Annotated in this window: 22 protein-coding genes and 6 pseudogenes; 15 read left to right on the top strand and 13 right to left on the bottom strand. The window is 70.3% G+C overall.

The annotated features are described in order from the left end of the window. Nucleotides 1–22 precede the first annotated feature (22 nt). The 6 genes and pseudogenes from AB0K15_RS39195 to AB0K15_RS39170 form a co-directional block, all read left to right on the top strand. Nucleotides 23–550: pseudogene (locus AB0K15_RS39195) on the top strand (AAA family ATPase); the annotation flags it as partial. A 139-nt stretch (nt 551–689) separates the two neighbouring features. Beyond that, nucleotides 690–1,323, top strand: a pseudogene (locus tag AB0K15_RS39190) (hypothetical protein). A gap of 10 nt (nt 1,324–1,333) precedes the next feature. Further along, complete coding sequence (locus AB0K15_RS39185; protein ID WP_364062799.1) at nt 1,334–2,200, top strand: universal stress protein; 867 nt, start codon at nt 1,334–1,336, stop codon at nt 2,198–2,200. 682 nt (nt 2,201–2,882) lie between these two features. Beyond that, a complete protein-coding gene (locus tag AB0K15_RS39180) occupies nt 2,883–3,011 on the top strand; it encodes a hypothetical protein (protein WP_364062796.1) in 129 nt (42 codons plus the stop codon). A gap of 553 nt (nt 3,012–3,564) precedes the next feature. Next, nucleotides 3,565–3,789 carry a hypothetical protein gene (locus AB0K15_RS39175; protein WP_364062793.1) on the top strand — a complete coding sequence of 75 codons (225 nt, stop codon included), beginning with the start codon at nt 3,565–3,567 and terminating at the stop codon, nt 3,787–3,789. 8 nt (nt 3,790–3,797) lie between these two features. Then, the gene (locus AB0K15_RS39170; protein WP_364062790.1) at nt 3,798–4,928 is read left to right on the top strand and encodes a lysylphosphatidylglycerol synthase transmembrane domain-containing protein; all 1,131 of its coding nucleotides are present in this window, start codon (nt 3,798–3,800) and stop codon (nt 4,926–4,928) included. Nucleotides 4,929–5,081: 153 nt separating this feature from the next. On the opposite strand, the gene AB0K15_RS39165 is transcribed toward AB0K15_RS39170, so the two are convergent. Both AB0K15_RS39165 and sulP read right to left on the bottom strand, forming a co-directional pair. After that, nucleotides 5,082–5,957, bottom strand: coding sequence for a universal stress protein (locus AB0K15_RS39165; RefSeq protein WP_364062787.1), 876 nt, complete (start codon nt 5,955–5,957; stop codon nt 5,082–5,084). A gap of 95 nt (nt 5,958–6,052) precedes the next feature. Then, complete coding sequence (sulP, locus tag AB0K15_RS39160; RefSeq protein ID WP_364062784.1) at nt 6,053–7,732, bottom strand: sulfate permease; 1,680 nt, start codon at nt 7,730–7,732, stop codon at nt 6,053–6,055. 148 nt (nt 7,733–7,880) lie between these two features. On the opposite strand from sulP, the gene AB0K15_RS39155 reads away from it, so the two are divergent. The 7 genes and pseudogenes from AB0K15_RS39155 (at nt 7,881) to AB0K15_RS39125 (ending at nt 14,014) form a co-directional block, all read left to right on the top strand. Further along, nucleotides 7,881–9,383, top strand: a complete 1,503-nt coding sequence (locus AB0K15_RS39155; protein ID WP_364062781.1) for an AAA family ATPase — start codon at nt 7,881–7,883, stop codon at nt 9,381–9,383. 44 nt (nt 9,384–9,427) lie between these two features. After that, nucleotides 9,428–10,450 carry an NAD(P)H nitroreductase gene (locus AB0K15_RS39150; RefSeq protein WP_364062778.1) on the top strand — a complete coding sequence of 341 codons (1,023 nt, stop codon included), beginning with the start codon at nt 9,428–9,430 and terminating at the stop codon, nt 10,448–10,450. Between the two features lie 63 nt (nt 10,451–10,513). Beyond that, nucleotides 10,514–10,702: an SHOCT domain-containing protein gene (locus AB0K15_RS39145; protein WP_364062775.1), complete on the top strand. Its 189-nt coding sequence runs from the start codon at nt 10,514–10,516 to the stop codon at nt 10,700–10,702. Between the two features lie 310 nt (nt 10,703–11,012). Next, a complete protein-coding gene (gene gap, locus AB0K15_RS39140) occupies nt 11,013–12,029 on the top strand; it encodes a type I glyceraldehyde-3-phosphate dehydrogenase (RefSeq protein WP_364062772.1) in 1,017 nt (338 codons plus the stop codon). Continuing rightward, nucleotides 12,010–12,294 carry a PLDc N-terminal domain-containing protein gene (locus AB0K15_RS39135; RefSeq protein WP_364062769.1) on the top strand — a complete coding sequence of 95 codons (285 nt, stop codon included), beginning with the start codon at nt 12,010–12,012 and terminating at the stop codon, nt 12,292–12,294. The genes gap and AB0K15_RS39135 overlap by 20 nt, the downstream gene beginning before the upstream one ends. 48 nt (nt 12,295–12,342) lie before the next feature. Continuing rightward, nucleotides 12,343–12,945, top strand: a pseudogene (locus AB0K15_RS39130) (hypothetical protein). 31 nt (nt 12,946–12,976) lie between these two features. Next, nucleotides 12,977–14,014 carry an alcohol dehydrogenase catalytic domain-containing protein gene (locus tag AB0K15_RS39125; protein ID WP_364062766.1) on the top strand — a complete coding sequence of 346 codons (1,038 nt, stop codon included), beginning with the start codon at nt 12,977–12,979 and terminating at the stop codon, nt 14,012–14,014. A 64-nt stretch (nt 14,015–14,078) separates the two neighbouring features. Here the strand turns inward: AB0K15_RS39125 and AB0K15_RS39120 are convergent, their stop codons facing one another. From AB0K15_RS39120 to AB0K15_RS39080, 9 genes and pseudogenes are all read right to left on the bottom strand, one after another. After that, entirely contained in the window at nt 14,079–14,540 is a 462-nt protein-coding gene (locus AB0K15_RS39120; protein WP_364062874.1) for a CBS domain-containing protein, read from the bottom strand. A 72-nt stretch (nt 14,541–14,612) separates the two neighbouring features. Then, nucleotides 14,613–14,750, bottom strand: a pseudogene (locus AB0K15_RS39115) (CBS domain-containing protein); the annotation flags it as partial. A gap of 40 nt (nt 14,751–14,790) precedes the next feature. Next, the gene (locus AB0K15_RS39110) at nt 14,791–15,297 is read right to left on the bottom strand and encodes a universal stress protein (protein ID WP_364062763.1); all 507 of its coding nucleotides are present in this window, start codon (nt 15,295–15,297) and stop codon (nt 14,791–14,793) included. Between the two features lie 35 nt (nt 15,298–15,332). Beyond that, entirely contained in the window at nt 15,333–17,576 is a 2,244-nt protein-coding gene (gene ppsA, locus AB0K15_RS39105) for a phosphoenolpyruvate synthase (protein WP_364062760.1), read from the bottom strand. Next, entirely contained in the window at nt 17,497–18,666 is a 1,170-nt protein-coding gene (locus AB0K15_RS39100) for a GNAT family N-acetyltransferase (protein ID WP_364062757.1), read from the bottom strand. Before AB0K15_RS39100 ends, ppsA begins: the two co-directional genes overlap by 80 nt. A gap of 61 nt (nt 18,667–18,727) precedes the next feature. Further along, the gene (locus AB0K15_RS39095; protein ID WP_364062754.1) at nt 18,728–19,135 is read right to left on the bottom strand and encodes an Hsp20/alpha crystallin family protein; all 408 of its coding nucleotides are present in this window, start codon (nt 19,133–19,135) and stop codon (nt 18,728–18,730) included. Between the two features lie 134 nt (nt 19,136–19,269). Further along, a pseudogene (locus AB0K15_RS39090) lies at nt 19,270–19,882 on the bottom strand (DUF4389 domain-containing protein); the annotation flags it as partial. A 38-nt stretch (nt 19,883–19,920) separates the two neighbouring features. Further along, nucleotides 19,921–20,175 (bottom strand): hypothetical protein, encoded by a 255-nt coding sequence (locus tag AB0K15_RS39085; protein WP_364062886.1) that lies wholly within the window; start codon nt 20,173–20,175, stop codon nt 19,921–19,923. Nucleotides 20,176–20,258: 83 nt separating this feature from the next. Then, nucleotides 20,259–20,453, bottom strand: a pseudogene (locus AB0K15_RS39080) (flavodoxin domain-containing protein); the annotation flags it as partial. Between the two features lie 176 nt (nt 20,454–20,629). Here AB0K15_RS39080 and AB0K15_RS39075 point away from each other — a divergent pair. Continuing rightward, entirely contained in the window at nt 20,630–21,256 is a 627-nt protein-coding gene (locus AB0K15_RS39075) for a hypothetical protein (protein ID WP_364062751.1), read from the top strand. Between the two features lie 58 nt (nt 21,257–21,314). Here AB0K15_RS39075 and AB0K15_RS39070 read toward each other — a convergent pair whose 3' ends face one another. Continuing rightward, nucleotides 21,315–21,485, bottom strand: a complete 171-nt coding sequence (locus tag AB0K15_RS39070) for a hypothetical protein (protein WP_364062748.1) — start codon at nt 21,483–21,485, stop codon at nt 21,315–21,317. Here AB0K15_RS39070 and AB0K15_RS39065 point away from each other — a divergent pair. Next, complete coding sequence (locus tag AB0K15_RS39065; protein WP_364062745.1) at nt 21,484–22,797, top strand: site-2 protease family protein; 1,314 nt, start codon at nt 21,484–21,486, stop codon at nt 22,795–22,797. The genes AB0K15_RS39070 and AB0K15_RS39065 overlap by 2 nt on opposite strands. 4 nt (nt 22,798–22,801) lie before the next feature. Here AB0K15_RS39065 and AB0K15_RS39060 read toward each other — a convergent pair whose 3' ends face one another. Further along, entirely contained in the window at nt 22,802–25,096 is a 2,295-nt protein-coding gene (locus AB0K15_RS39060) for a heavy metal translocating P-type ATPase (RefSeq protein WP_364062742.1), read from the bottom strand. Between the last annotated feature and the right edge of the window lie 7 nt (nt 25,097–25,103).

Here is a 25,103-nt window from a genome sequence, read left to right as displayed (position 1 = left end):
CAAGGACCCACGCGGGGTGATCATGTTGGGCCCGCCCGGCACCGGCAAGACGCTGATCGCCCGGGCGGTCGCGGGCGAGGCGAGCGTGCCGTTCCTGTCCATTACGGCTCTGCGTTCGTGGAGATGTTCGTCGGTGTCGGTGCTTCCCGGGTGCGTGACCTCTTCGAGGAAGCCCGCACTCGCGCCCCCGTCGATCATCTTCATCGACGAGATCGACGCGGTGGGCAGCAAGCGTGGTGCCGGCGGGGTGCTGGACGGCCACGAGGAACGCGAACAGACCCTCAACCAGCTGCTGTCGGAGATGGACGGATTCGGCGAGAACAGAGGCATCGTCCTGCTCGCGACGACGAATCGGCCGGAGACGCTCGACCCGGCGCTGCTGCGCCCGGGACGGTTCGACCGGCAGGTCACTGTGCCGCTGCCCAACCAGTCCGAACGCGCCGCGATCCTCGCGGTGCACATCGGCGGCAAGCACCTCGGCCCGGACGTCGAACTGGGCGTGGTCGCCCGGGGCACACCGGGCTTCTCCGGGGCCGACCTCGCCAATTTGGTCAACGAGGCGGCTATCAACGCCGTCCGCGACGGCCGGACTGTACTCACCGCGGCCGACCCTGTCGGCCGCGCGGGGCCGGGTCCTGCTCGGCCGGCGCGACACCTCGAACGCCCTGCTGCCCGAAGAACGCCGCTCCGTGGCCGTGCACGAGTCCGGGCACGCACTTGTCGCGGCGCTGTGCGAGCATGCCGACCCACTTGCGAAGGTGACGATCCTGCCGGCGGGAATGGCACTCGGCGCAACCGAGCAACTGCCGGAAGCGGCGGCACCTTTACTCCGAGGACTACGTGGCCGATCTGCTCGCCGTCCGACTGGGCGGCCGCGCCACCGAGCTCGTAGTGCTCGGCCAGGCCTCGACCGGCGCCGCGAACGACCTCTCCGGTGCGACCGTCGTGGCCGCCAAGATGGTCACCGAATTCGGGCTGTCGCCGGCGCTCGTCCCGATCGGCTACGGCCGCGGCGGCGCCGCGATGGGTTCCGACGGCCGAGCCGAGCTGCTCGGGAGGCCGTACTCCGAGGAGACACAGCGGGTGTTGGGCCAAGAGATCGCGCGGCTGGTGCGCGAAGCCGAAGCTCGGGCCGTCGCACTCCTCACAGCGCATCGTGGAGCGCTCGAGCGCCTGGCCGCGCGGCTGCAGGACGAGGAGACGGTTGACGGGTCCGCGGTCCTGGCGGCGCTGAACGCCGAGCCCAGGACGCCACCAGGAACGGCCGGAAGTCCCGCATCACTGGGACTTCCGGCCACGGCGCCCACCACGGCCGTTTCGTAGCGTGAGCGAGATGAATCAGCCTGCTTCCAGCCTTGCGCCGATCGTGGTCGGAGTGGACGGCTCGGCGGAGGCCTTCCACGCCGTGCGCTGGGCCGCCCGTGCTGCGGTCCGCCATCAGCTTCCCCTCGAACTGGTCCACGCCACAGCGTTTCCCGATGTGACGGCAGGCGGGATCGTCCCGCTGCCGGACGAGATGAAGGAGACGCTCCGCCGGCGCGGCCGCCACCACCTGCGGGCGGCGCAGGAGCTGGCGAACGCCGCCGGTGCGCTCGACATTCGCGAGCGGCTCGACCCCGACCGCGCGGCGCCGGCTCTGCTCGACCTGGCCGGATCGGCGTCCTGTGTGGCTGTCGGCGGGTCCTTCCACGGCCGCTTCGCAGCTCTGCTCACCGGATCCGTCTCCAGCGCATTAGCTTCCCACGCTCCCTGCCCCGTCGCGGTCGTCCAGGGCGAGAGCTGGGACGAGCCCGACGCCGCCCGCCCTGTGCTCACTGGGATCGACGGCGGTCCCGCGTCCGCCGCAGTGGCCGAGGCCGCTTTCGCCGAGGCCAGTACCCTCAAGGCACCCCTCGTCGTGTTCCATGCGACCCATGACGGAGATCTGACCGGGAGCGAGGCGGGCGAAGCGCCACCGCTCGACGAGTACCTGGCGGCTTCGTCCCGCCGGTACCCCAACGTCCACGTAGACCAGGTCCTGGCGTCCGGCCGTCCCCGACACGAGCTTCTGACCCGGAGCCAGGACGCCCAGCTCGTCGTGGTCGGAAGCCGTGGCCGTGGCGGCTTCCCCGGCCTGCTGCTCGGCTCGACCGGCCAGGCGCTACTGCACTACGCAGCCTGCCCGGTGCTGATCGTGCGCCCGCACCCGGCCACCGGCTGAGGCCCGAAGTCCCCCATGGAGTGGGAAATCGGCCCATCGGCCGGCCGGGTGGTACCGCCGGCCGAGTACGTGGTGCCTTCGTCACACCCGCTGTGTAAGCGAAAGCAGAGATGCGACGAACGCGAGGACGCCGTGACCATCGACCCGATCATGCGACTGTCCACTGGACGTCGTGGTCGAAGAGCTCGGCGCCGCCGTGCGGCTCACGTGCCGCGGTGCGGCGAGACCACGCGACGCGCGCCACCCGCCAGCTGACCCTGGTGTACCGGCCCGCCGCGCCGCTGCGCGGCCACTGGGCAGTCCCTCTGTCCACCATGCCCGGCGACGAGTCCCGGACGGTGCGCCAGGGGGACCTCCTCCACCGGTTCTGCTCCCAGGCCTGCCGGACGAGTTTCTCGCGTCGGTCCGGAAAGGACGGACATGACGATCCGACGCCGGCACGGCGCGAACTGCGCTGGAACTCGGAGCCGCAGGCGTGGTCGGTGCTGGCGCACGAACGGCTGTCTCGCCAGCACGGCGGCGCGGCCGAGAGGTGTGCCCGTTCTGCCCCGGCGCGGGTGAGGACACCCCGGCGGAGACATGGCGGCTGGCCGACGGCGAAGGCCGCTCCCAGGTTGCCGGGCTTCCGGTATTGTCGGCCGCCACCCGCCGCGAGCTCGACATCGCCTGCCCACACCACACCATGCGACGCCGCAGACTGGCGGAGGACGTCCTGACCGTCGAGCTCAACGCAGGCAGCCGGATCGTCTTCGCCGACGAGCAGGTGGTCGCCTTCAGCCCGTTCGCATCCGCGGCGGACTTCGAGGTGTAGTTCGCGCCCCGGGGGCAGCAAGCGGACTTCTCGAGAGCACCGCGCGCGGTCGTCGATGCGCTGGCGTACTGCCTGCGGGCAGTGCTCGCCGTGTTGCGAGCAGAGCTGGCAGACCCCTCCTACAACTTCACCCTCCACACCGCACCCACCGGTACGAAGAAGCCCACATCCTGGTGGCTCGCGGCAGCAGCACGGAAACCTGACCGACAGGGAATCAGCCAAGAGACTGCGGGCAGTCTCCGCGGCAAGCCTGCTCTGGTGCCCGGTCGAGGCGACTTCCTCCCATGACGCCTCCGGCCGAGTATGGAACGTGGGTCCGGAGCGATGTCCAGATGGCAAAGACGCCGCGCCACGGGATCGGTGCGGAATTGAGCGAAACAGCCGTGCACCGGCGAATTCGACCATCTTCGGGTGCCGCGGCGCGACCGGGCGTCGCTGAGAACGTGCCTTGGCCGAAGAGAAGGCAGTACTTCTCGCTCATGGGAGAACTTGGTCCCTAGGTCGAGGACCTCGCCGAGTGAAACGTTCGGAGTCTTGCGGAGAAGGAGTCGACGTGGCAACGCAGTTGAGGTTCGACGGGTTCGGCCGGGACAGACGGAACGTCGGCAGGCCCGCACCGGAGCAACCGGCCGGCAAGACCGACCTGGGTGAATCCTGCGAGACAACGACCGATCGGCGGATTGCCGAGGCACGCACGGGGCCAATGTCGAGTGGCGCCACTCCGTCGGGCCAGGGGGCCGCCGGCCCGGCCGGGTTCCTCACCGCCGGTCTGCGCTGATAGCGGGTGTGGCCATCGTGACCGGCGATCGGGGAAAGGCGCACGGGCGTCGTGGTCGTGGCCGCGTCAACGGACGGATCGCCCTCGACGTGCTCTTGGCCGTCGCGGGTGTCGGCGTCGCGGTCTGGCGGCTGGCACCGACCTTGGCGAGCGTCGACAATCTCGGCGCTCGGTTCACCGCGCTGCGTTGGTCGTGGGTGGCGGTCGCGATCGTCCTGGCCGTGGCGTCGCTGGTCACATACGGTGAGCTGCATCGTCGGCTCCTTCGCTGCGCCGGTGTGCATGTGCGTGGAAGCACGGTGCAGGCAGTGAACTTCGTCGGCAATGCGATGGCTCAGACGCTGCCCTCGGCGGGAGCGACCGCCGGCGTCGCATACATGGTGGCCGCGCTGCGGGGGCGGGGCGTCGACACGGCGGTGTCGTTGTGGTCCACCGCGGTCGCCGCGCTGCTGTCTGCGATGGTGCTCGTCGTGCTCGCCCCTGCCTTGCTGTTCGGCGTGGGCCTTCTCGTCTGGCCGGCTGCGCTCGCCGTCTCGGTGTTGCTCGCGGCGATCAGCCTGGTGACCTGGAAGCTGCTACGCCAGCCTGCCGCGCTGCACTGGATCGCGCACCGACTCGTAGTGCTGGGACGGCACCTGCCTGTGATCCGGAATCAGCACTGGGTCCGGGATGAGCCGAGCCCGCTCGACTCAGTGTTGGGCCGCGTCGCCCGGTTCCGTCCTGCGGGGCGTGCATGGCCCGGTTTGATCGCATGGACGCTGGCCAGCTGGGTGCTGGATTACCTGGCACTCACGGCGTGCGTCGCGGCGAGCGCGGACGCGGTGGTGCCTTGGTCCGCGGTCGGCGTCGGCTACCTTGCCGTTCAGGCGAGCATCGGCGTTCAGCTCACACCGGCGGGCGCCGGCCCCGCGGAGACCGGCTTGCTCGCGGCGTTGGCCGCCGGTGGGATCACGGCTCCCGCGGCCGCGGTCGCGGTTGTCCTCTACCGGAGCATCACCTGGCTGGGGCTGACGGCCGCCGGCTGGGTCGTTTTCACTATCACCGCGACGCGCCGGGACAAGCGCCGCCGCGACCGTCCATCACGACGTCTCGTCCCGCCGGGGCGTTCCACCGGCCGCCGAGCAGGACGTGACACGTGACGGCCTCGGGTGCCGAAGGGTCGGCTGATGTGCACCAGGCGCGAGTGCAGCCATTCGGTGTCCTCGTCGCCCGGGTGGTTCTGGCCCTGCTCGCCGTGATCGGGGCGCCGGCCCGGAACCGGCGCCCGCCAGTCGTACCTGCCGCGTGAACGGTCAGCGTTCTGAACGGACAACCATCACCGGGCACTGCGCGTGATGCAGCAAGGCCTGGCTGGTCGACCCGAGCACCAAGCCGGTGAAGCCACCCCGGCCGCGGCTGCCCACCACGACGAGTTGCGCGTCGCTGCTCAACGCGAGTAACCGGTGGCGCGGCTTGTCCTGCTCGACAAGGCGTTCGACGGGGACGTCCGGGTACTTCTCCTGCCAGCCGGTGAGGCGCTGAACGAGCAGGCGCCGGCCGGTCTCCTGGTGGTTCTCGTCCGGCAACATGACGCTGCCGAAGCGGGTCTGGGAGAGGTCACTGTCATACCAGGTGTGGAGAGCGACGAGGCGGGTGTTGCGCAGCGAGGCTTCCTCGAAGGCCCAGCCGATCGCCGCGTCGCTGAGCGCGCTGCCGTCGACGCCGACGACCACTGGGCCGTCGATGGTTTCATGGCCGCGCACGACGGCAACCGGACAGTGCGCTTTCGCAGCCAGATCGACGGCAGGAGAACCGCTGACAAGGCCGAGCAGCGGGCCGGTCGGTTCACCGACGACGAGGATCCGCGCGCGCTCGGACGCGTCGAGCAGGGCGGGCACGGGGCCCCTGTCGGTCGCTTCGGTCGAAATCCGAAGCCCAGGCACGGCGGCGTCGAGTGTCTCGCGTGTCCGGCGCAGCCATCCTTCCGCTTCGGCCTGCTTGACTGCCAGCCAGTCCGACGGCGGGTAGGCCTTGCCACCGAATGACGCGTCTTCCAGCCCATACGCGGTGAACACGAGCAGCGGAGCGTGGCGCCGCAGGGCTTCCCCGACCGCCCACACGGCCGCGGCGGTCGTGGTCTCCGAGCCGTCGATGGCGACGACGATGGGCGCGTTTGCGGGTGCGGTCATGGTGTTTCCTCCAAGTCCGGGAGGCGGAGCACGACCATAGATCTGACCTGTCCCCCGCCGATGCAGCCGTTCGTCCCGGGACACCGGGACTATCGTCAGCCCTGCGCGGTTAGCCAGTCGCGGTAGCCGCCCACCGCGGTCGGCAGGGTCGGGAAAATCCGCTCCTCGCCCACCCTCTCGACAAGTCCGGCGGCTTCGAGATCGTCACGCAGGTCCTGTTTGACCCTTGCGAGGGCGAACACGACACCACGGCGGGTGAGCTCCTCGCGCAGCTGGTCGAGTGCATCAGCCGCGGTGACGTCGAGTTCGACGTTCGCCTCGGCGTTCAGCACGAACCACCTCACCGGACCTGACATCTCGCCCGACGCCGCGGCGAGCGCCCGTCGGCGGAAGTCCTCCGCGTTGGCGAAGCACAACGGCGCGTCATAGCGGTAGACGACGAGACCGGGCTCCATCGCGGCCTCCGGATAGTCGTCGACATCGTGCATCCCGGCCAACCCGGGCACCATGCCGAGAATCCCGTCGTGCGGCCGGGCTATCCGCCGCAGCAGGTCCAGGACGGACAATCCCACCGCGGCCAGCACACCGTAGATCACACCGAGCGCGAGCACCCCCGCCGTGGTCAGCAGGGCCAGCAGCAGCTCGCTGCGGCGGAATCGCGCGAACCTGCGCAGCTCCCCGATGTCGACGAGGTAGGTGGCCGCGAAGATCACCAGCGCACCCAACGCCGCTGTCGGGAACTGGGCCAGCAATGGTCGCGCGAAGAGCACGATGAGCACCACCGTGCCCAGGGCGACCAAGGAGTACAGCTGTGTCCTGCTGCCTGCGGCCGAGCCGAGGGCAGTGCGGCTGCCGCTGCTGCTGACCGGGAAGCCGTGCAGCAATCCGGAGGACACGTTGACGGCGGCGAGAGCGCGCAGTTCCTGGTTCGAGTCGATCTCTTCGCCTCGGCCGGCCGCGAAGGCGCGCGCGGTGAGCACGTTGTCCGAGAACGCGACGATGGTGATGCCGAGAGCCGGGAGGACCAGCTGCCCGACCTCCGCCAGTGAGAACCCTGACAACGCGGGCGGCAGGCCGGCGGGCAACGCCCCCACCACCTCGATGCCCGGCAACCCCGCAAACGCGACGACCGCCGTGGCTCCGGCGATCGCCACCAACGGCCCCGGCAGCCACGGCGCGACCCGTCGGAGGACGAGCAGCACGAACAACACCGCCGCCGCGAGTCCGACGGTCGGCCAGTGCACCTGCCCGAGCTCGCTGAAGAACGACGAGAGCTCGCCTGCGAAACCATCGCGATCCACGGGAACCCCGGTGACGTTGCTGAGCTGGCCGACGACCATGAGCACCGCGATGCCCACCATGTAGCCGGTGAGAACCGGCTTCGACAGCAGTTCGGCGAGCACCCCGAGCCGCGCGAGCGCGGCCACGAGGCACAACCCGCCGACGAGTACCGCGAGCACCGCCGCCAACGTCGCGTAGTGGCCGGGGTCGCCGGTTGCGAACGGCGCCAGGACGGCCGCCGTCATCAGCGCCGTCGTCGACTCCGGCCCGACCGACAGCCGGCTCGACGAACCCAGCAAGGCGTACACGGCGAGCGGGCCGATCGAAGCCCACAGGCCGGCCACCGGCGGCAGACCGGCCACCTCGGCGTAGGCCATCACCTGCGGCACGAGGTAAGCCGCCACTGTGACTCCCGCGACGACGTCGCCGCGCAGCCAGGTTCGCCGATAGCGGCGCAGCTGCGTAACCCCCGGCAACACCGCCGCAAGCTTCATCCGACCCAGCGTGCCCGATACGACGCACAGTGGGATGCGGCCGGAAGTCATCGGTGCTCCGGGACTTCCGGCCATGGGGACCAAAGGCACGTCGACGGTGACCTAACGCCCTGCCGTCGCCGCCCTCGCCGTCGCGAAGCTGGACCGCATGGCCGAGACGAAACCGTGGGCAGCGGTGCGGGAAACGCACAGCGGCGTGGTCTTCCTGGTGGGTGACCGCGCGTACAAGCTCAAGAAGCCCGTCGATCTCGGGTTCCTCGACTTCACTACTCCGGCGGCGCGCGAACGCGTGTGCCGTCGGGAGGTCGAACTGAACCGGCGGCTCTCGCCCGACGTCTACCTCGGTGTCGCGGAGCTCAGCGGACCGGATGGCCACGACCACCTCGTCGTGATGCGTCGCATGCCCGACGAGCGCCGGCTCTCCACGCTCGTCCGCCGAGGTGAGCCGCTCGTGCCGGTGGTCCGCGCGCTGGCCCGGGAGCTCGCCGTCTTCCACGCCGCGGCGGAGCGGAGCCTGCTGATCCAAGCGGATGGCACCCGAGACGCCGTCCTGGCGCGCTGGCGGGAAAGTTTCGCCCAGGTGCGGCCGTTCCACGGAGTCGTGCTGAACACCGCCGTCGCCACCGAGATCGAACTCCTCGTGGAGGAGTTCATGGCCGGGCGAGAACAGCTGTTCGTGCAGCGAATCGCTGAAGGCCGCATAGTCGACGGACACGGCGACCTCATCGCCGACGACGTCTTCTGCCTGGACGATGGCCCGCGCGTGCTCGACTGCCTCGAGTTCGACGACCATCTTCGGCACGTGGACGGGCTTGACGACGTCGCGTTCCTCGCGATGGATCTCGACCGACTCGATGCGCCGGAGCTCGCGGCCGAACTGCTGAGGAGGTATGCGGAGTTCTCCGGGGACCCCGCTCCTGCGGCTCTGCGCCACCACTACCTGGCCTACCGCGCATTCGTCCGCGCCAAGGTCGCCTGTCTCCGCCACGCGCAGGGCGACCCGACCGCCGCCGAGCTCGCCCGCGAGTATGCGGAGCAGACACGGCGCCATCTCCAGGCGGGCGAAGTGCGGGTCATTCTCGTTGGTGGCCTGCCCGGCGTGGGCAAGTCCACTGTGGCCGGTGGGCTTGCCGATGCGCTCGGGGCGAGCTTGTTGCAGAGCGACCGCGTGCGCAAGGAGCTCGCCGGCATCGGCCCAGGCGAGCACGTTCCCTCGGGATACCTGCACGGGATCTACACGCCGGAGTGGACGGACCGAACTTACGACGAACTCGTCCGGCGGTCCGCCGAACTCCTCGGCCTCGGCGAGACCGTGGTCGTCGACGCCTCGTGGACCTCAGCGGACCAACGAGCGAAGGTCGCCGCTGTAGCCGCGAGCACGAGTAGCCGTCTGGTCGCGTTGAGGTGCACTGCGCCGGATGCGCTCCGTGAACATCGCCTCGCCACCCGCATGGGGTCGTATTCCGACGCCGGCCCGGAAATCGCCGTGGCGATGGCGACCGATTGTGACGCGTGGCCCGGGTCTTTCGCCGTCGACACGGCCGGCAGCCAGGAGGAATCCGTCGCCCTCGCGCTTGCCGTGCTCGCCGGGCACGGCGAAGGTCCCTCGGCCCGGGGAACTCCGACTCTCCACGGCACAGCGGGCGGCTGACACGGTCGAGCTGACGACCTCACGACACGAGCAGGCAGGCGGCCATGGAACACGGACTCCCTGATGACTTCACCGTCCACATCGCAGTGGCCATGGCGATCCGCGCGCCCTCGGTCCACAACTCCCAGCCGTGGCGCTGGGCCGTCGGCGACCGCACGCTCCACCTCTACGCCGACCCGTCCCGGCAACTGCCCGAGACCGACCCGGATGGGCGTGATCTCCTCATCGGTTGCGGCGCGTCGTTGCACCACGCGCGCATCGCTTTCGCAGCGCTCGGCTGGCACACCGACGTGCACCGCCTGCCCGACCCTTCGCAGCCCGGCCACCTCGCCGCGATCGAGTTCCACCGGCGCGAACCCACAGCCGATGAGGTCGCACTCGCCGCGGCCATCCCGCGCCGCCGGACCGACCGCCGCCGATACAGCTCGTGGGAGGTCCCCCGTGGTTACCTCGAATCGATCGCCGACGCGGTGGCCGACGAGGGCGTGGTTCTGCTCGTGGCCGAAGCGGCGGAGCGGTACTACCTCGCCACCGCCATCGAGGAAGCATCCCGGCGGCACCGCGACGATCCCGCCTACCGCGTCGAGCTGGCTGCCTGGAGCGGCCGCCGCGCGGCACCGGACGGTGTCCCCTCGCGGAACGCTCCAGCTGTGGACACGAGCCCCGGAACGCTCCCGGCTCGGATGTTCTCCGACCCTGAGCTGCCTGAGGCGCCCGGCGCCACCAGCGACAAGGACGACACCGTGCTGCTGGTGCTGAGCACCGCGTCCGACGACCGGATGTCGCGGCTGCGGGCAGGCGAAGCCACCAGCGCGGCGTTGCTGACGGCGACCCGCTTCGGCCTCGCCACCTGCCCGTTGACCGAACCCCTCGAGCTGCCGGACGTCCGGCGCACGGTGGAAGCGAAGGTCGCGTCGGGCACCTTCCCACAGATGGTCCTGCGCCTCGGCTGGGCCCCCGCCAACGCGGACCCACTGCCGGCGACACCGCGTCGCGACCTCGAAGAGGTGCTGGCGGCACTCGACACTGCCGACCTGCGGGACGAAACCAAGGACCAGTGGCACTGACCGGATCAAGGTGAACACCATGCCTACTGGCACTACGGGACAGCCGGAGGCTGGGTCGGCCCCTTGGTCGCGGTCCTCGTGCTCCTCGCCGTGCTGACCGCCGCCGGAGTTGTCACAGCCGTCCTGCTCCGGAGGACGCCGAAGCCGACCTCGGACAGCGACCGCGCCCTGGGCATCCTGCGCGAGCGTTTCGCCCGCGGGGAGATCGGCCAGGACGAATACGAACGCCGACGCGAGACGCTCGGGCGCTGACCCGGGAACGAGGACGGGCACCAAGCGCCGCACGATCGCTGCGGCCGTCCACCCGTTCGTGCTCGGCACCTGCAGACCCCTCGCCACCCCATCGTTCCAAGTCCGCCTTCCGCACGAGCCCGGTGCCAAAACGGGTCCACCAGCCACCGCTTCAGGCGACAAGGATTCGAGCAGACCGACGAGGAGGTGCCGGTCGAGGTCGACCGCGCCCGGGACGAAGGTCCTCGCAGGCACCCGCCAACGTCCCTCGTCCGGCTGCCCGTCGGCGGCGCACGGTAAACGGACACGCCATCGCAGTGAAGGAGTCCCCATGACCGTGCGAGTCGGCATCAACGGGTTCGGCCGGATCGGGCGCGACGTTGTGCGTCGCCTCCTCGAACAGCCGGACAGCGCGGTAGAGGTGGTGGCGGTCAACGACATCACCACCGCGGACACCCTCGCGCACCTGCTCGCCCACGATTCCACCTACGGTCCGCTGCACGCTCCGGTGCAGGTGATCGATTCGGCGATCGAAGCAGGCGACCAAGTACTGCAAGTGACCTCCGAACCCGAACCGGCGAACCTGCCGTGGAGAGAGTTCGGCGTGGACGTCGTCCTCGAAGCAACCGGCCGTTTCCGCACCCGCGAAGCGGCTGCCGGACACCTCACTGCGGGCGCTCGGAAGGTGATCGTCTCCGCGCCGGGCAAGGGCGTCGACGCGACAATCGTGCTCGGCGTCAACGAAGGCACCTACGAGCCGAACGCGCACCACGTGATCTCCAACGCCTCGTGCACGACCAATTGCCTCGCGCCCATGATCCGGGTGCTGCACGAAGCATTCGGTGTCCGGCGCGGGTTCTTGACGACGATCCACAGCTACACCGGCGACCAGGCGCTGCTCGACCGCCCGCACAAGGACCTGCGGCGGGCGCGATCGGCCGCCGTCAACCTGATCCCGACGAGCACCGGTGCCGCTCGGGCGATCGGCGACGTCATCCCCGCGCTCGCCGGGCGCCTCGACGGTGTGGCCATCCGTGTACCCGTCGAGGACGGGTCCCTGACCGACCTCACCGTCGAGCTCGACCAGGACGTCACGCCCGACGCAGTCAACCACGCTTACAAACAGGCCGCGGAGGGGCATCTCAAGGGCATCGTCCGCTACACCGAAGCACCGCTGGTCTCCCGCGACATCATCGGCGACGCGGCCTCGTGCGTCTTCGACGCGAGCCTCACCAAGACCGACGGCCACACCGCGAAGGTGTTCGGCTGGTACGACAACGAATGGGGCTACGCGTGCCGGACCGTGGAACTCGTCGAGCTGGTGGGCCGTGAACTCGCCCGGCGCTGACCGCGCCACCCGCCGCAGTTGGGCAGACCTGTCCCCCGCCGAGCGGCGGGTCGTGGCCGGCGCCGCCGCGGTCCAGGTGTCTCTGGCCGCGACGGCGTGGTGGGACCTCACGCACCGGCCGGCGGGGCAGGTCCGCGGCCCTAAAGCCGTGTGGGCGGCGGTGATCGCCGTCAACTTCGCCGGGCCGCTCGCGTACTTCCGGTGGGGCCGGTTGCGACCCGGCTGCCAAGGGCCTGTGGAGCGAGGACCTTCGGCTCCAGAGTGATCCACCGCCGCGTCCCGGCACTCGGGGCCGACCACGAACGGAGGGATCATGTCTTTCAATCCCGAGCACGAAAAGCTTCCCGACGCACAGGTTCCCGCACGGCGCGAGCTTGAGCGGCCCGCGCCACGCCACCCGCGCCGGGCCGTCGGCGGCCGCGCTCTCGCCTTGCTGCGGATCGCCATGGGACTGGTGTTCCTGTGGGCATTCGCCGACAAGCTGCTCGGCCTGGGCTACGCCACGACCGCCGCGGGCGCCTGGATCCGCGGAGGCTCGCCGACTCAGGACTTCTTGAGCAACGTCGAACTGGGGCCGCTCGCCTCGACGTTCCACGCTTGGGCCGGCACTTGGTGGGCCGACTGACTGTTCATGGCCGGACTGCTCGGCATCGGCCTCGCCCTCGTGACCGGTGTGGCCCTGCGGATCACTGCGATCTCCGGCGCGGTCCTACTGCTGCTCATGTGGGCCAGCGAATGGCCACCCGCACGGTTCACCAGCGCCGGCGAGGCGACACACTCGACCCACCCGCTCATCGATTACCACGTCATCTACGCGCTCGTCCTCGTCGTGCTCGCCGCCACGCTCGCCGGCGACACCTGGGGCTTGGCCCGCCGCTGGGCCGCGTTCACCGGCGACCGGGCATGGCTGCGTTGAACGTCCGCAAGCGACCGAGCAGGAGGAAACCGTGAAAGCACTCGTTTACGACGGTCCGGGCCGCCGATCCTGGACCGACCACCCCGATCCGGAGATCACCGACCCCACCGACGCCGTGGTGCGGATCGACGCGGTCACGATCTGCGGCACCGACCTGCACATCCTCAACGGCGACGTGCCGGAGGTGGAGCGCGGGCGCGTCCTCGGCCACGAGGCCGTGGGCACCGTCCTGCGCACCGGTGGCTCCGTCAGCACGGTGCGGCCCGGCGACCGCGTGCTCGTTTCGTGCATCAGCGCCTGCGGCCGCTGCGAATACTGCCGGCGCGGCGCCTACGGCCAGTGCCTCGGCGGGGGCGGCTGGATCCTCGGGCACCTCGTCGACGGCCTCCAGGCGGAACTCGCGCGAATCCCGTTCGCCGACACGTCCACCTACCGGCTACCACCGTCGGTCAGCGACGAGCCCGCGCTGATGCTCGCTGACATCCTGCCCACGTCCTACGAGGTGGGTGTCCGCAATGGGCAGATGAGCCCCGGCGACGTCGTGGTCATCGTCGGAGCCGGGCCCATCGGGCTGGCCGCCATCACCACTGCGCGGCTCTACAGCCCTTCCGCGACCGTCGTGGTGGACAAGGAACCCACCCGGCTCGGCGCCGCGAAGGATTTCGGCGCCGACCTGGCGGTGGGGCCCGAGGAGGCCGCCGAGGCGGTGCAGGAGGCGAGCCGCGGGCGCGGCGCCGACGTGGTCGTCGAAGCGGTCGGTGTCCCGGAGGCGTTCGAACTGTGCACCGAACTCGTCCGTCCGGGCGGGCACGTGGCGAACATCGGCGTGCACGGCAAACCCGCCACGCTCCACCTCGAACAGCTGTGGATTCGCGACGTCACCATCACCACCGGGCTCGTCGACACCTGGAGCACCCCGATGCTGCTGCGCATGCTGGCCGCCGGCAGGCTGGACACCAGCCGGTTCGTCACCCACCGGTTCGGCCTGCCGGAGATGGACGAAGCCTACGACGTGTTCGCGCACCCTCAAGACAGCGAGGCGCTGAAGGTGGCGCTGTTCCGTCAGTGACCCGTGCTGCACAGCGAATCGGCCAGCATCCGGAAAGGACGGTGGCCGATTCGCTGTCACACAGTCAGGGCCGGCGCAGCGACCGCCGGCCGAACCGACCACCGGAGGCCGGCTCTTCCGGGCGGATGCGTCGGTCGTCGAATTGGGCCGTCAGCTGGGCGCGCACCTCGACGACCCCGTCGACGCGGCGGACCAGCGATTCGATGAGCCCGATCATGCCGTAGCGCTCGACCGTGCCGCGGATCGAGACGATCCCGTCGTGCACCGCGATGCTCAAAGACCGCGGGTCGACGCACATCTCCTTCGTGAGCACTTCGTCGCGAACCTCGTCACGGATATCCTTGTCCGGCCGAAGGAAGACCCGCACCAGATCGGCTCGTGACACGATCCCGACGAGCGCACCGCCGGCGTCCACCACCGGGATCCGGTGAACGCCACAGGATTCCATCAGTCGCGCCGCCCGTACCACGTCTTCGTCCGGACCGATCGTGATGGCCGGGCTGGTCATCAGGTCGGCGGCGAACACCCCTTCGGCCTTGCGCCGGGCCCGCCGCGCCCGCGGACCGAAACCCCGGTGCTCGACTTCGCGCTCGAGCAGGTCACCGCGGGAGACGACACCAGCCACGTGTCCGCGCTCGTCCACGACGGGAGCACCTCCGACTCCACGTTGCTCGAGCAGCGCTGCCACCGCTTTGAAGGGCGCGCCGAGCGGAACGCTCACCACGTCCGTCGTCATCACAGCGCCCACTTCGTGCCGTCCGGTCATCATCCGCTCCTCACAACAGCGGGCCGGGCTGGTACGTCCCGACCCCGTCCGCCTCGGGTACCGGGCCGCACTCCTCTGCCGTGCGGACCGGCACGACGACGACCGGACAGTGCGACTCCTTCAGGCAATACGCGGAAACGGAGCCGACGAGCAGCCGCAGCAACCGGCCGTGGCCGTGGCTGCCGACGACGAGCATCGCGGCGTTCTGAGACGTCCGCACGAGGGCCGGGCCGGGGGCGCCGTCGACGGTTTCCGCGTGCACGGGCACGGGCTCGGCGCCGGCGAGCGCATCGGCCACGGACTGCTCCAGCTGCCGGCGGTATCGAGCTTCGATGTCCTGCGGTGACTGCGTCGCCGCGGACTCCAGGTCGGAGGTCGGGTCAAAGGTCCAGGCTCTCAGCGCGACGACCCGGCGGCCGCTGGTGTGTGCTTCGGACAGCGCCCAGCGCAGGGCCGCCGCACTGCCCGCAGAGCCGTCGACGCCGACGACGATGTCGCTCTCGTCCACTGTGGTCACGGTGTTCTCCTTCGCTGACTCAAGATTCGGATGGGTCACCGTGCGGCGTCCAGCAGGACGCGACGCTCGGCGGCGGCGATCGCGTGCCGGGCGGCACCGATCGCGTCGGGGTTAACCGAGATCGACGTGATGCCGGCCCGCACCAGATGTTCGGTGAAAGCCGGGTTGGTCGAGGGCGCCTGACCGCACAGGGACGAGGTGATGCCGTAGGTGTTCGCGGTGCGGACGATGTTCGTGATCGCGCCCAGCACCGCGGGGTCGCCTTCGTCGAACAGTTCCGCGCACTCCGCCGAATCGCGGTCGACGCCCAACACCAGCTGGGTCAGGTCGTTGCTGCCGATCGACACGCCGTCGATGCCGAGACCGACGTATTCGGGCAGCCAGTGGACCACCGAGGGAACCTCCGCCATGATCCACTTCAGGAGCCCGCGCTGCCGGCCCAGCGGGCTGGTGTCCACCAGCTCGAGGCACGCCTCCAACTCCCACTTCGTGCGCACGAACGGGATCATGAGGTGCAGGTTCGGTGTGCGCTCCCGCACCTGTGCGAGCGTCTTCAGCTCGAGCGCGAACAAGTCGGGCTCGCGAATGTAGCGGTAGCAGCCGCGGTAGCCGATCATCGGGTTGCGTTCTTCGGTCTCGAACGCCTCCCCGCCGGCCAAGCCGCGGAACTCGTTCGTGCGCAGGTCGGTGGTGCGATAGATCACCGGGCGCGGGGCGAACGCCGTCGTGATCGCGGCAAGAGAATCCGCCATCGCGGTCACGAAGGACTCCTGCTCGCCCCGCGCGAGCAGATCGCGAGGATGGCGGCCCCCAAGCGCCTCGGTGAGGAGGAACTCCGCCCGGAGCAGCCCGACCCCGTCCACGGCCTGTGCCGCGACTTCCACGGCGTGCTCGGGCATCGCGAGGTTCACGTAGAGCCGGGTCCCGATCGTCTCAGGGGCCGCGGGAGCCGCCGTCGGCGTCATGCGTGCCGGCTCGTGCACCACTGCACCGGCTCGTACCTCGCCCTGGCTCCCGTCGACCGTCACCAGCGTCCGGTCCGCCAGTACCCGGGTCGCGTCGCCGGTCCCGACCACGCACGGCACACCCAGCTCCCGAGCGACCACGGCCGCGTGGCAAGTCATCCCGCCGCCGTCGGTCACCAGCGCCGCCGCGCGGCGGATCGCCGGAACCCAGTCCGGGTTCGTCATCGGCGCGACCAGTACCTCGCCATCTCGCAGTTGCTCGGCTTCGGCCGGATCCCGCAGCACGCGGACCGCCCCGCTCGACTCACCGGGCGAGGCGGCCAGTCCAGTCACCAGCGCGCCCGGCTCGGGTTCGCGGTCGGGTGGCAGCGTCGTGATCGGCCGCGACTGCACGAGCCACGTCCGGTGGTCCTCGATCGCGAATTCCACGTCCTGCGGCATGCCGTAGTGGTCCTCGACCCGCGAAGCCAGGCGGGCGAGCTCGAGCGCGGTTGCGTCGTCGAGTACCCGGCGACCGCCGGCCTGTGCGCTCAGGGGGATTGTCACGTCGCCGCCGCCGACCTCGGGGATGATCTTGAGCGACTGCGTGCCGATGCGAGCGCTGAGCACTCGCAGGTCCTGCTTGGCGACCACGTAGGTGTCGGGCTCGACGGCCCCGCTGACGATCGCCTCGCCCTGGCCGAAGACGGCCTCGATCACGACCTGGTCCCGCTCGGCGGTCCGCGGATCCGCTGTGAAGATCACGCCCGCTCGGTCGGCCGAGATCATCTGTTGCACGACCACCGCGATTGCGGGTTCAGCCGCGTATCCGCGGCTCGCGCGATAACTCACGACCCGCGGTGAGAACAGCGACGCCCAGCAGTCGACGACGCGCTGGGCCAGGGTGCTCTCGTCGACCACGTTGGTGAAGCTGGCGTTCATCCCGGCGAACGACGCCTCAGCGCCGTCCTCACCGGTCGCTGAGGACCGCACGGCGACGGAGACGGAGTCGCCTAGTTCCCGGTAGGCGGTGGTTACTTCTTCGGCCAGCTCCGTGGTCAGACCTGCCGAGCGAACCAGGGCTTGCAGCCGTTCACAGGTTTCGGCCAGCGCCGCGGCATCGTCGACGTTGGTCAGCGCTTTGGCGTGCACGTCCGCGATTTCGGCCCGCACACCGGCCGTCTCCAGTGCCGATCGGTAGCCGTCGCGGGTGATCACGAACCCGGGCGGCACCGGGAAGCCGGCCGCGATCAGTTCACCGAGGTTCGCGCCCTTGCCACCGGCAACCTCGGCGTCGGCGAGCCGGAGGTCGGCCAGGTTCCGTACGTGGGTCATGAGTGTCCTCCCGGACCGCGGGCGAGGCAAACGCCCCGACATTCCCCATGCTCGCCTCAACGCGGCGGCCGTACCGGAGCACAAAGTCACCCGGCGTGGGGCAGACGTCCCCGTCCGCGGTGCGTCGCCCGGCGGAAGATTTCATCGGCGCCCCACACGAGCACACCGGCATCGCGAACACCCACGCCGGAGGCGGCACCAAGTCGAACACGCTTTGGAGCCCCCGGGGGGTGTAGATCAGCAAGCAGCGATCCGCACCTCGAACACGATGCCGCCGAGCAGCAGACGGATGCCGCAGGCGCCGCACTCCTCGACTGCGCTTCGCGACGGACTCGGCCGGCGCGACGCTCAGTTCCGTGATCGACGGTGAACACCGGACTCCGAGAATCCATGCGGCATGGGGATGACGACGTCGACGTGGCCTGGGTACCCGCTGTGAAGCAGGTTGACGAGCACGGCGTGGCCGACCGATCCGGGTTGTTCGACCCGCCCCGATCACCGCGACCGATTCCGGGTTCAGCATGTGCGCGAGGCTCGCGGCTTCGGCGACCTCGTCGAGGTGGGCGATCGCCTCCGGGTAGTGGTCGACGTCGAGCCACAGCGTGACCGACCACTCCGCGCCGTCACGGGCCACTCGGTAGGGCAGCCCCAGTTCGGAGAAGACCTTGATGACCTGCGTTTTCGGCGAGCACCTCCGCGATGAACCGCTCGATCCCCGCGCGCGCGCCGTCGCGGCGAAGTGCTCCAGCAGCAAGGTCGCGATCCCGTGTGCCCGGTGGGTGCCGTCGACGACCAGGGCGATCTCGGCCTCCACCGAGCCGGCATGCCGTTCGTAGTGGGCCACCCCCGCGAGGTCTCCCTCAAGGAAACACCCAAGTCCCGCATGAGTGTCGCCGGGCTCCCCCGCGATCCGGTTGGCCAAACGGTCCATTGTGGACGGCATGGGGCCGAGGAACCGGAAATGGCGGTCGCGTTCATCGAGGCGCGTGTGCAGCGCCAGCACGGCATCCGCATCCGCCGGACGCAGCGTCCGGACGAGACCAACCTCCCCGTCCGCGAGCAGCGCCCTGACGGGTAGGTCTGTGGTCATGGCTCTCCTCGTGCGCAGCGGTGGTGGGCGCGGCCGTGACCACGCCCACCACGCGCGGCCCTCAAGCCTTGTCGACGTGGATCTTGATCTGCTTCTCGTGCGGCTGCGCGGCCAGCGGCATGGTGATCTCGAGGATGCCGTGGGCGTACGTGGCGTTCACCTTCGTAGTCTCCGCCCCCGCCGGGAGCGGCACGGTCCGGCTGAACTTCCCGTAGTAGAACTCGCTGTGCCCCCCGTGGGTCTCCTTCGCCTCGCGCTCCGCCTCGATGGTCAGCATTCCGTCGTGCGTCGTCACCGAGATGTGTTTGTCCGGCTCGAACCCCGGCAGTTCCGCGCGAATGGTGTACTTTCCCTCCTCGGTGGACTCCTCGATCCGTACCGGGTTGTGCTCGGCGAACGGCCAAGGGTGGTCCAGCCAGGCGGCAATGCTCGGCAGCGCCATCCGGGAACCCGGCAGCAGTCCAGTCATGCTCACTCCTCTCCTCGTTTTCGGTTTCACGGCCAGGGAACTCTTGTGCACCGCATCGGCGACGCGGCCGGACTGCCCGAAGGCGAAGGACGAAGGTCCCCGACGAGCTAACCGGCAGCGGCGGGCACCCGCGCCGGCTCGGCACCGCCGGGGTCCAACCGGAACGGCGGGTACTCGTCGGTCAGAAGAGCGACGTACGCGGCGACGCGTAGCGCCCACCGATCCATCCCGAGCACAAAGTCGAAGATCTGCCGGGGATGCGAGCCGGTGAACAGGAGGACGCCGGCGGCTACGAACACCAGGATTCCGAGCAGGCCGACGGCGGCCCAGTCGTCATCGTTCGCGCCGGTACGCCCCGCGAACCAATTGCCGCCACCGATGAACAGGCTCACGACGATCGCGTGCGGGATGACGAGCGGCCACCACTTGACGAGCACGAGCCCGCGCGAAAGCCGTTCGGGGTTCGACGCGCAGGCGAGTTGGGTACTCCGGCACGTCGCCGAGGGTGAACGGCGGATACCGGTCCGTACCGAGTGCAGCGTAGCCGTAGTAGTGCACTCGCCAGCCCCAGCGCAGAACGCCCACCGTGAACTCGAAAGGCGACCGCGGGTACCGCGCGGTGATCAGGACGGCGAAGAACGCGATGATTGCCACTACGAGGTAGGCCGGCCACAGGAACGCCAGCACGATGACGTGCGGGATGAGCAACATCCACTTCACGAGCCGCAGCCAGCGGGACAGCGGCATTTCCAGCTCCGCCTCGACCCGGACCGGATACGGCGCAATCACCGCTCGCGCTGCTCACCCGCGGGCACCGCGGCCAGTTCACTGGCGATGGCCCGGGCCCAGGCGCGGATCACCGGCCAATCGCGGTTGTCCCCGTCCTTCACCCGCAGGGCGGTGACCACCGCCCGCTCGGGGAAGCGCAGCCGCGCCCGTTCGATTCGGCCGCCGAACAGCCGGTGCTCGCGGGCCGCGGTGGCGACCAGGACGTCGGAAACGTCGACGGGGTCTTCACCAGCGCGCGCCTGCTGTCCCACCGGCCCGCTCGAGAAGAGCCACCCGGGGTCCGTCGCAACTCGTCCTGGTGCTCGCGCACGAGCCCCCGGGCGCTGTCGAGCCAATGCCCGAGGTAGACGGCACTGCCGAGCAGTGCCGCGTCATACCCCGTGAATGACGTAATGTGCTCGGCGTCAAGCACCTCGGCCTGCGCCGCGACACCTGTTTGCTCGAGCGTCATCGTGGCCGGGGCGGCAATCTGCTCGGCGATCTCCCTGGTGGCCCCGTGCCGGGTCGCCACCGCGACGAGAATCCTCATGGCGGAACGCCTTTCGGTCGAGAACACCCCCGGTGCCCGCTCGTGCCCTCGGCACGGGAGAGCAGGAAGTCCCCTCGGGTGGTGACGAAATCGGCTCCGGCCCCACCTTCCGCTCCTAGCGGACACGGGAAACACCGCTCCAGTCTGGAACCCCAAGCCAGTCCGCAGGAGGCACCATGACCCAGGACCAGCCGCAAGTACCCGAACTGCTCGGTGACGGCTTCGCCCCGCACCCGCAGTTCACGCTCGTGCGCCACACCATCGTCGACGCACCGATCAAGGAAACCTATGCCGCGGCTCGCAACCTCGACCTGACTGACATCCACAGTGGCCTTTTCACGACGGCCGAACGGCTACGCGAGCTGCCCGCGCGCTGGCGCGACCGCCGGCACGGTCCGCCACGACAGCCGACCCGCCTGACCGTCGACGATCTCGACAGCGGATCGGATTGGGCCTTGCTCGGCGAGCACCCCGGCACCGAGTTCGCCGTCGGCGTGGCAGGCAAGTTCTGGCGTCCCGTCATCGCCTGGCGGCGCGTCGAGCCCGAGGACTTCGCGGACTTCGCCGAACCGGGGTACGGGAAGCTCGTGATCACCTTCGGGGTCCGACCGTATGGTGCCCACCGCAGTCTGCTGACGATCGACACCCGCGTGCAGCTGACCGACCCGGAGAGCTGGCTGAAGTTCCGCCGGTACTGGCGGGTCGCCTACCCGTTCACTCAGGCCGCTCATGCGACGCTCCTGCGCACGATCTCCCAAGATGCGCGCGAACGCAGCCTCGCCGCTTACAGCCGCACAGACTGAACTCACCGGTCGAGCAGGTTCCCGCCCCGACGTCGGGAACCTGCTCGAGTTCGCCCCGTCATGCTCCGGGCTCGGGCGCCGGCTCCGGCACCACGTCCTTCTCGTACTCGTCGATTGCGCGCCGCTCGGCAGTCTGCAGGTAGCGGCGGATCGCCGTGCTGCGCCGGCCGCGCTCGGCGACGTCACGGCGCGCTTCTCCCTCGATCCGCGCCTTTTCCTTCTCGTCCATGGGGTGCCTCCTGGCCTTGGGCTGCGTGTGGCGTTGCGCCGACGGTAGGAGGTCGCCTGCCCCGGCACTGCATCCGGATGTCCGCAGGCTCGGTGTCTTTGGTCCTTCACGACGAGGTGGTGCGACCCTGCCCGTGTGGCGGCGTTCGCCGCAGGATCGGGTGATGACACCCGCGACGTTCCCACTCGGCCGCATCGCCGGCATCCGGATCGGTGCCCACTGGTCCGTGCTGATCATCGCGGGGCTGCTGGCGTATCTGCTTGCGACGAACGTGTTCCCAGCCGGTGCGCCGGGCACGCCGCCACCGCTGTGCTGGTCGGCCGCGGCCGTGTGCGCGGTCGTGTTCCTCGCGTCCCTGCTCGTGCACGAGCTCTGTCACGCCTTCACCGCGAGGCGGTGCGGCCTGAAAGCCGAGCGCATCACGCTCTGGCTGCTGGGCGGCGCAGCCGAGCTTCCCGAGGAACCGCGGACGCCCCGGGCCGCGCTGCTCGTGGCCGCAGCCGGCCCGGCCGCGAGCGTGGCCCTCGCCGGTGTTTTCCTGGGTATGGCCGTACTCGCGGCGGGAGCCTTGCCGCCGGTGGTCGAAGTCGCTCTCACCTGGCTCGGCTGGACTAACGCAGTCCTCGCGGTTTTCAATTTGCTACCGGGTACGCCGCTTGACGGCGGCCGTATCACCGAAGCCGTCGCTTGGAAGGTCACCGGCGATCGTGGCCGGGCACGACAAATCGCCGGCCGGGGCGGGCAGCTCCTGGCGGCCGTTCTCGTCGGCGGCGGGATGTGGGTGTTCCTGGTGACGGGTTCGTTCGAAGGACTGTGGCTCGTGGTCATCGGCTGGTTCCTGATGTTCGCGGCACGCAACGAACTCGTCGCGGCGCCGCTACGGGAAGCGCTCTCCCGGATCCGGCTGGCCGACGTCATGACAACTTCCCCCGTGACCGCTCCCGGCTGGTACACGGTGCAGGGTTTCCTCGATCTCGCGGCGGAGCTACCCTTCCGCACCTTTCCCGTGGTGTCCTTCGACGGACAGCCGGTCGGGGTCGTCAGCCTCGGGCAGCTAGCCCGCGTGCCGGAAACCACCCGCACGTCCACCCGGCTCGAGGCGGTGTGCACGAAGCCCCCGGCATGCTTCACCGGACCACCGGAAACGCCTCTGACGGAAGTGCTCGGCAGGACTGCGTTGCGGCCGGGACAGAACCTCGTACTCGTCGTCGACCACGGCGCACTCGCCGGGGTCGTCGCGCCGGGTGACCTCGCACGCGCGGTCGAACTCGCCGCGCTCGGGGCCCGCGTACGCCGGCCCGCCGAGTCCTGACCGCTCACGAAACGGGCAGTGTGAAGAACGCTTCCTCCTCCTGCGTAAAATGCAGGGTCAGCACCGCGTCGAGGCCGTAGAGCGTCGCGCGGAGGTCGTCGACCTGGTCGGGCTGGATCATCTCCGGCGACTCCTGCAGGTGCCGGTCGAGCCGGCGGGCGAGGCGGGCGATCTCGGTGTGAGTGCGGCTCATCGTCACTGTGCCCTCCACGCCACCGAGCGGTCCCGCCAACGCCGGATACAGCTCGTGCTCTTCGGCAGCTTCGTGCGGCAGGATCTGCCGGAACAGCACGTCACGCGCCCGCCGTACGACGTGGTCGGCCTCGGCGGTTGGGCCGCCGAGCGCATCAGCGGCCTGCCGGATCGCCACCAGCGCTGGACGCAGCCGCTCGTGCTCCGTCTCGAACCGCCGCACCAGACGGGCGGGTGCTGGATCCGCAGCACCGGGCACCCTCAGTGCTCGCAAGGCGTTCACGATGACGGCGACGTCGATGGCCTCTTGCACGAGCGCGCCCCAGACTGGCGGAAGCAAACCGAAAGCCGCGGCCACCATCGCTACGAACGACAACCCGATTCCGGCGAGTGCGCTCTGCACGGCCAGGCGCCGCGAGCGGCGCGCGATCTCGGCAGCGTCGGCGAGCCGAGCCAGCCGGTCGTCGAGGATCACGGCGTCGGCCGCCTGCGCCGCCGCGGTTGCTCCCCGCGACCCGAGTGCCACCCCCACGTCGGCGGCCGCGAGCGCGGGGGCGTCGTTGATCCCGTCGCCGGTCATCACGGTCAGCCCCGTCGCACGGGCCGCGGCGACCACTTCGAGCTTGTCCCCCGGGGTGGCCTCGGCCCGCACGTCGTCGAGTTCCAGGAGCGCGGCAACCTCCCGCGCGTTGTCAACCCGGTCCCCGGTGAGGAGACGAATCGACGTGATGCCCGCGGCTCGCAGCCGACGCATGGTGCGAGCGGCGTCGGGCCGGACCCTGTCCTTCGCCAGCAGCGCCGCAATCGGTTCACCGTCACGGTCCACCCACAGCACCGTCGCGAGGTCGAGCCGGCCGCGGCGCGCAGCACTCTCCGCCCAGGCCGGCACCGCCCGCGCTGCCGGCCACCGGCCGACACGCACAGCGTGGCCCCCGACCCGGCCGGACACGCCGGTGCCCGGCTCTTCCCGGACATCCCCACCGGGCTGGCGCTCGACGCCGGCGGTTTCGGCGGCCCGGACCACCGCGGCCGCTAGGACGTGCGGGGAATAGAACTCGACACTCGCGGCCAGCCGGAGCGCCTCCTCCGCCACCACGCCCGGCGCGCAGATCACGTCGACGACGTCCGGGCGTCCGACGGTGATCGTGCCGGTCTTGTCCAGCAGCAGTACCCGCGCCCGCCCGAGCGACTCCAGCGCGGCACCATCCTTCACCACGACGCCCGCCCGGCTCGCGCGCGACATCCCCGCGGTCACGGCGATCGGCACCGCCAGCAGCAGCGGACACGGAGTTGCGGTCACCAGCACCGCCACCGCCCGGTCGACGACGCCGGTGAGCAGCCAGGCGAGGCCGGCGAGCGTCAGGGCTGCGGGCAGGAACCACACAGCGGCCCGGTCGGCGAGGCGGGCGACTGGTGCCGTGTGCGCCGCGGCCGTCTCGGCCAGCCGCACGACCCCGGCGTAAGTGCTGTCACGAGCGCTCGCCGTCGCACGGACCTCTACCGCGGCTCCGGCGTTGACCACTCCGCTGTGGACGGTGTCGTCTGCCGGGCGGGAGACGGGTAAAGGTTCTCCGGTGAGGGCGGACTCGTCGAACAGCCCGCCCGCCGGAAGTTGACCGTCGACGGGGACGACCTCGCCGGGCAGCACCACGACCTGGTCGCCCTCCCGCACGTCGCCCACCGGAACGGACCGGAGCTCCGAACCGGCGCGCACGTGAGCGACCCGCGGGGCGCGGTCGAGCAGCGCCGTGAGGTCGCGCCCGGCTCGCCGCCGGGCCCCTGACTCGAGCATCCGCCCGGTCGCGACCATCACCGCGATCACCGCGCCGGCGAGGAACTCGCCCACCGCGAGCGTCGACGCCAGCGCCAGCACGGCCAGCGAGTCGGCTCCCCAGCGCCGCGCCCGCAGGTCTCGGGCGACCCACCAGGCCGTGGGTGCCAACGCAACGATGGTCGCCGCAGCCCAGCATGCGCCGGCGCCGGCGACCCCGGAAAACCAGAGAATGCCACCGGCGAGCAGCAACGCGACCACGGCGACAAGTAGTGCCGACTCGCGCAGCCACCACGGCCGGGACCGCCCATCCGGTGGAGCGGAGGTGTGTTCCATGGTCGAC

Origin of the sequence: Amycolatopsis sp. NPDC049253, from assembly GCF_040678995.1 — a bacterium.
In the GTDB taxonomy this organism is placed as follows: Bacteria; Actinomycetota; Actinomycetes; order Mycobacteriales; family Pseudonocardiaceae; genus Amycolatopsis.
This window is presented reverse-complemented; position numbering and strand designations above follow the sequence as displayed.

What these genes read in the sequence shown, in the direction of transcription:
- AB0K15_RS39185 (WP_364062799.1), top strand. Translation starts at nt 1,334, where the DNA reads ATGAATCAGCCTGCTTCCAGCCTTGCGCCGATCGTGGTCGGAGTGGAC.
- AB0K15_RS39180 (WP_364062796.1), top strand. Translation starts at nt 2,883, where the DNA reads ATGCGACGCCGCAGACTGGCGGAGGACGTCCTGACCGTCGAGCTCAAC.
- AB0K15_RS39165 (WP_364062787.1), bottom strand. Translation starts at nt 5,957, where the DNA reads ATGACCGCACCCGCAAACGCGCCCATCGTCGTCGCCATCGACGGCTCG.
- sulP (WP_364062784.1), bottom strand. Translation starts at nt 7,732, where the DNA reads ATGAAGCTTGCGGCGGTGTTGCCGGGGGTTACGCAGCTGCGCCGCTAT.
- AB0K15_RS39155 (WP_364062781.1), top strand. Translation starts at nt 7,881, where the DNA reads ATGGCCGAGACGAAACCGTGGGCAGCGGTGCGGGAAACGCACAGCGGC.
- AB0K15_RS39150 (WP_364062778.1), top strand. Translation starts at nt 9,428, where the DNA reads ATGGAACACGGACTCCCTGATGACTTCACCGTCCACATCGCAGTGGCC.
- gap (WP_364062772.1), top strand. Translation starts at nt 11,013, where the DNA reads ATGACCGTGCGAGTCGGCATCAACGGGTTCGGCCGGATCGGGCGCGAC.
- ppsA (WP_364062760.1), bottom strand. Translation starts at nt 17,576, where the DNA reads ATGACCCACGTACGGAACCTGGCCGACCTCCGGCTCGCCGACGCCGAG.
- AB0K15_RS39100 (WP_364062757.1), bottom strand. Translation starts at nt 18,666, where the DNA reads ATGACCACAGACCTACCCGTCAGGGCGCTGCTCGCGGACGGGGAGGTT.
- AB0K15_RS39095 (WP_364062754.1), bottom strand. Translation starts at nt 19,135, where the DNA reads ATGACTGGACTGCTGCCGGGTTCCCGGATGGCGCTGCCGAGCATTGCC.
- AB0K15_RS39075 (WP_364062751.1), top strand. Translation starts at nt 20,630, where the DNA reads ATGACCCAGGACCAGCCGCAAGTACCCGAACTGCTCGGTGACGGCTTC.
- AB0K15_RS39065 (WP_364062745.1), top strand. Translation starts at nt 21,484, where the DNA reads ATGGGGTGCCTCCTGGCCTTGGGCTGCGTGTGGCGTTGCGCCGACGGT.
- AB0K15_RS39070 (WP_364062748.1), bottom strand. Translation starts at nt 21,485, where the DNA reads ATGGACGAGAAGGAAAAGGCGCGGATCGAGGGAGAAGCGCGCCGTGAC.
- AB0K15_RS39060 (WP_364062742.1), bottom strand. Translation starts at nt 25,096, where the DNA reads ATGGAACACACCTCCGCTCCACCGGATGGGCGGTCCCGGCCGTGGTGG.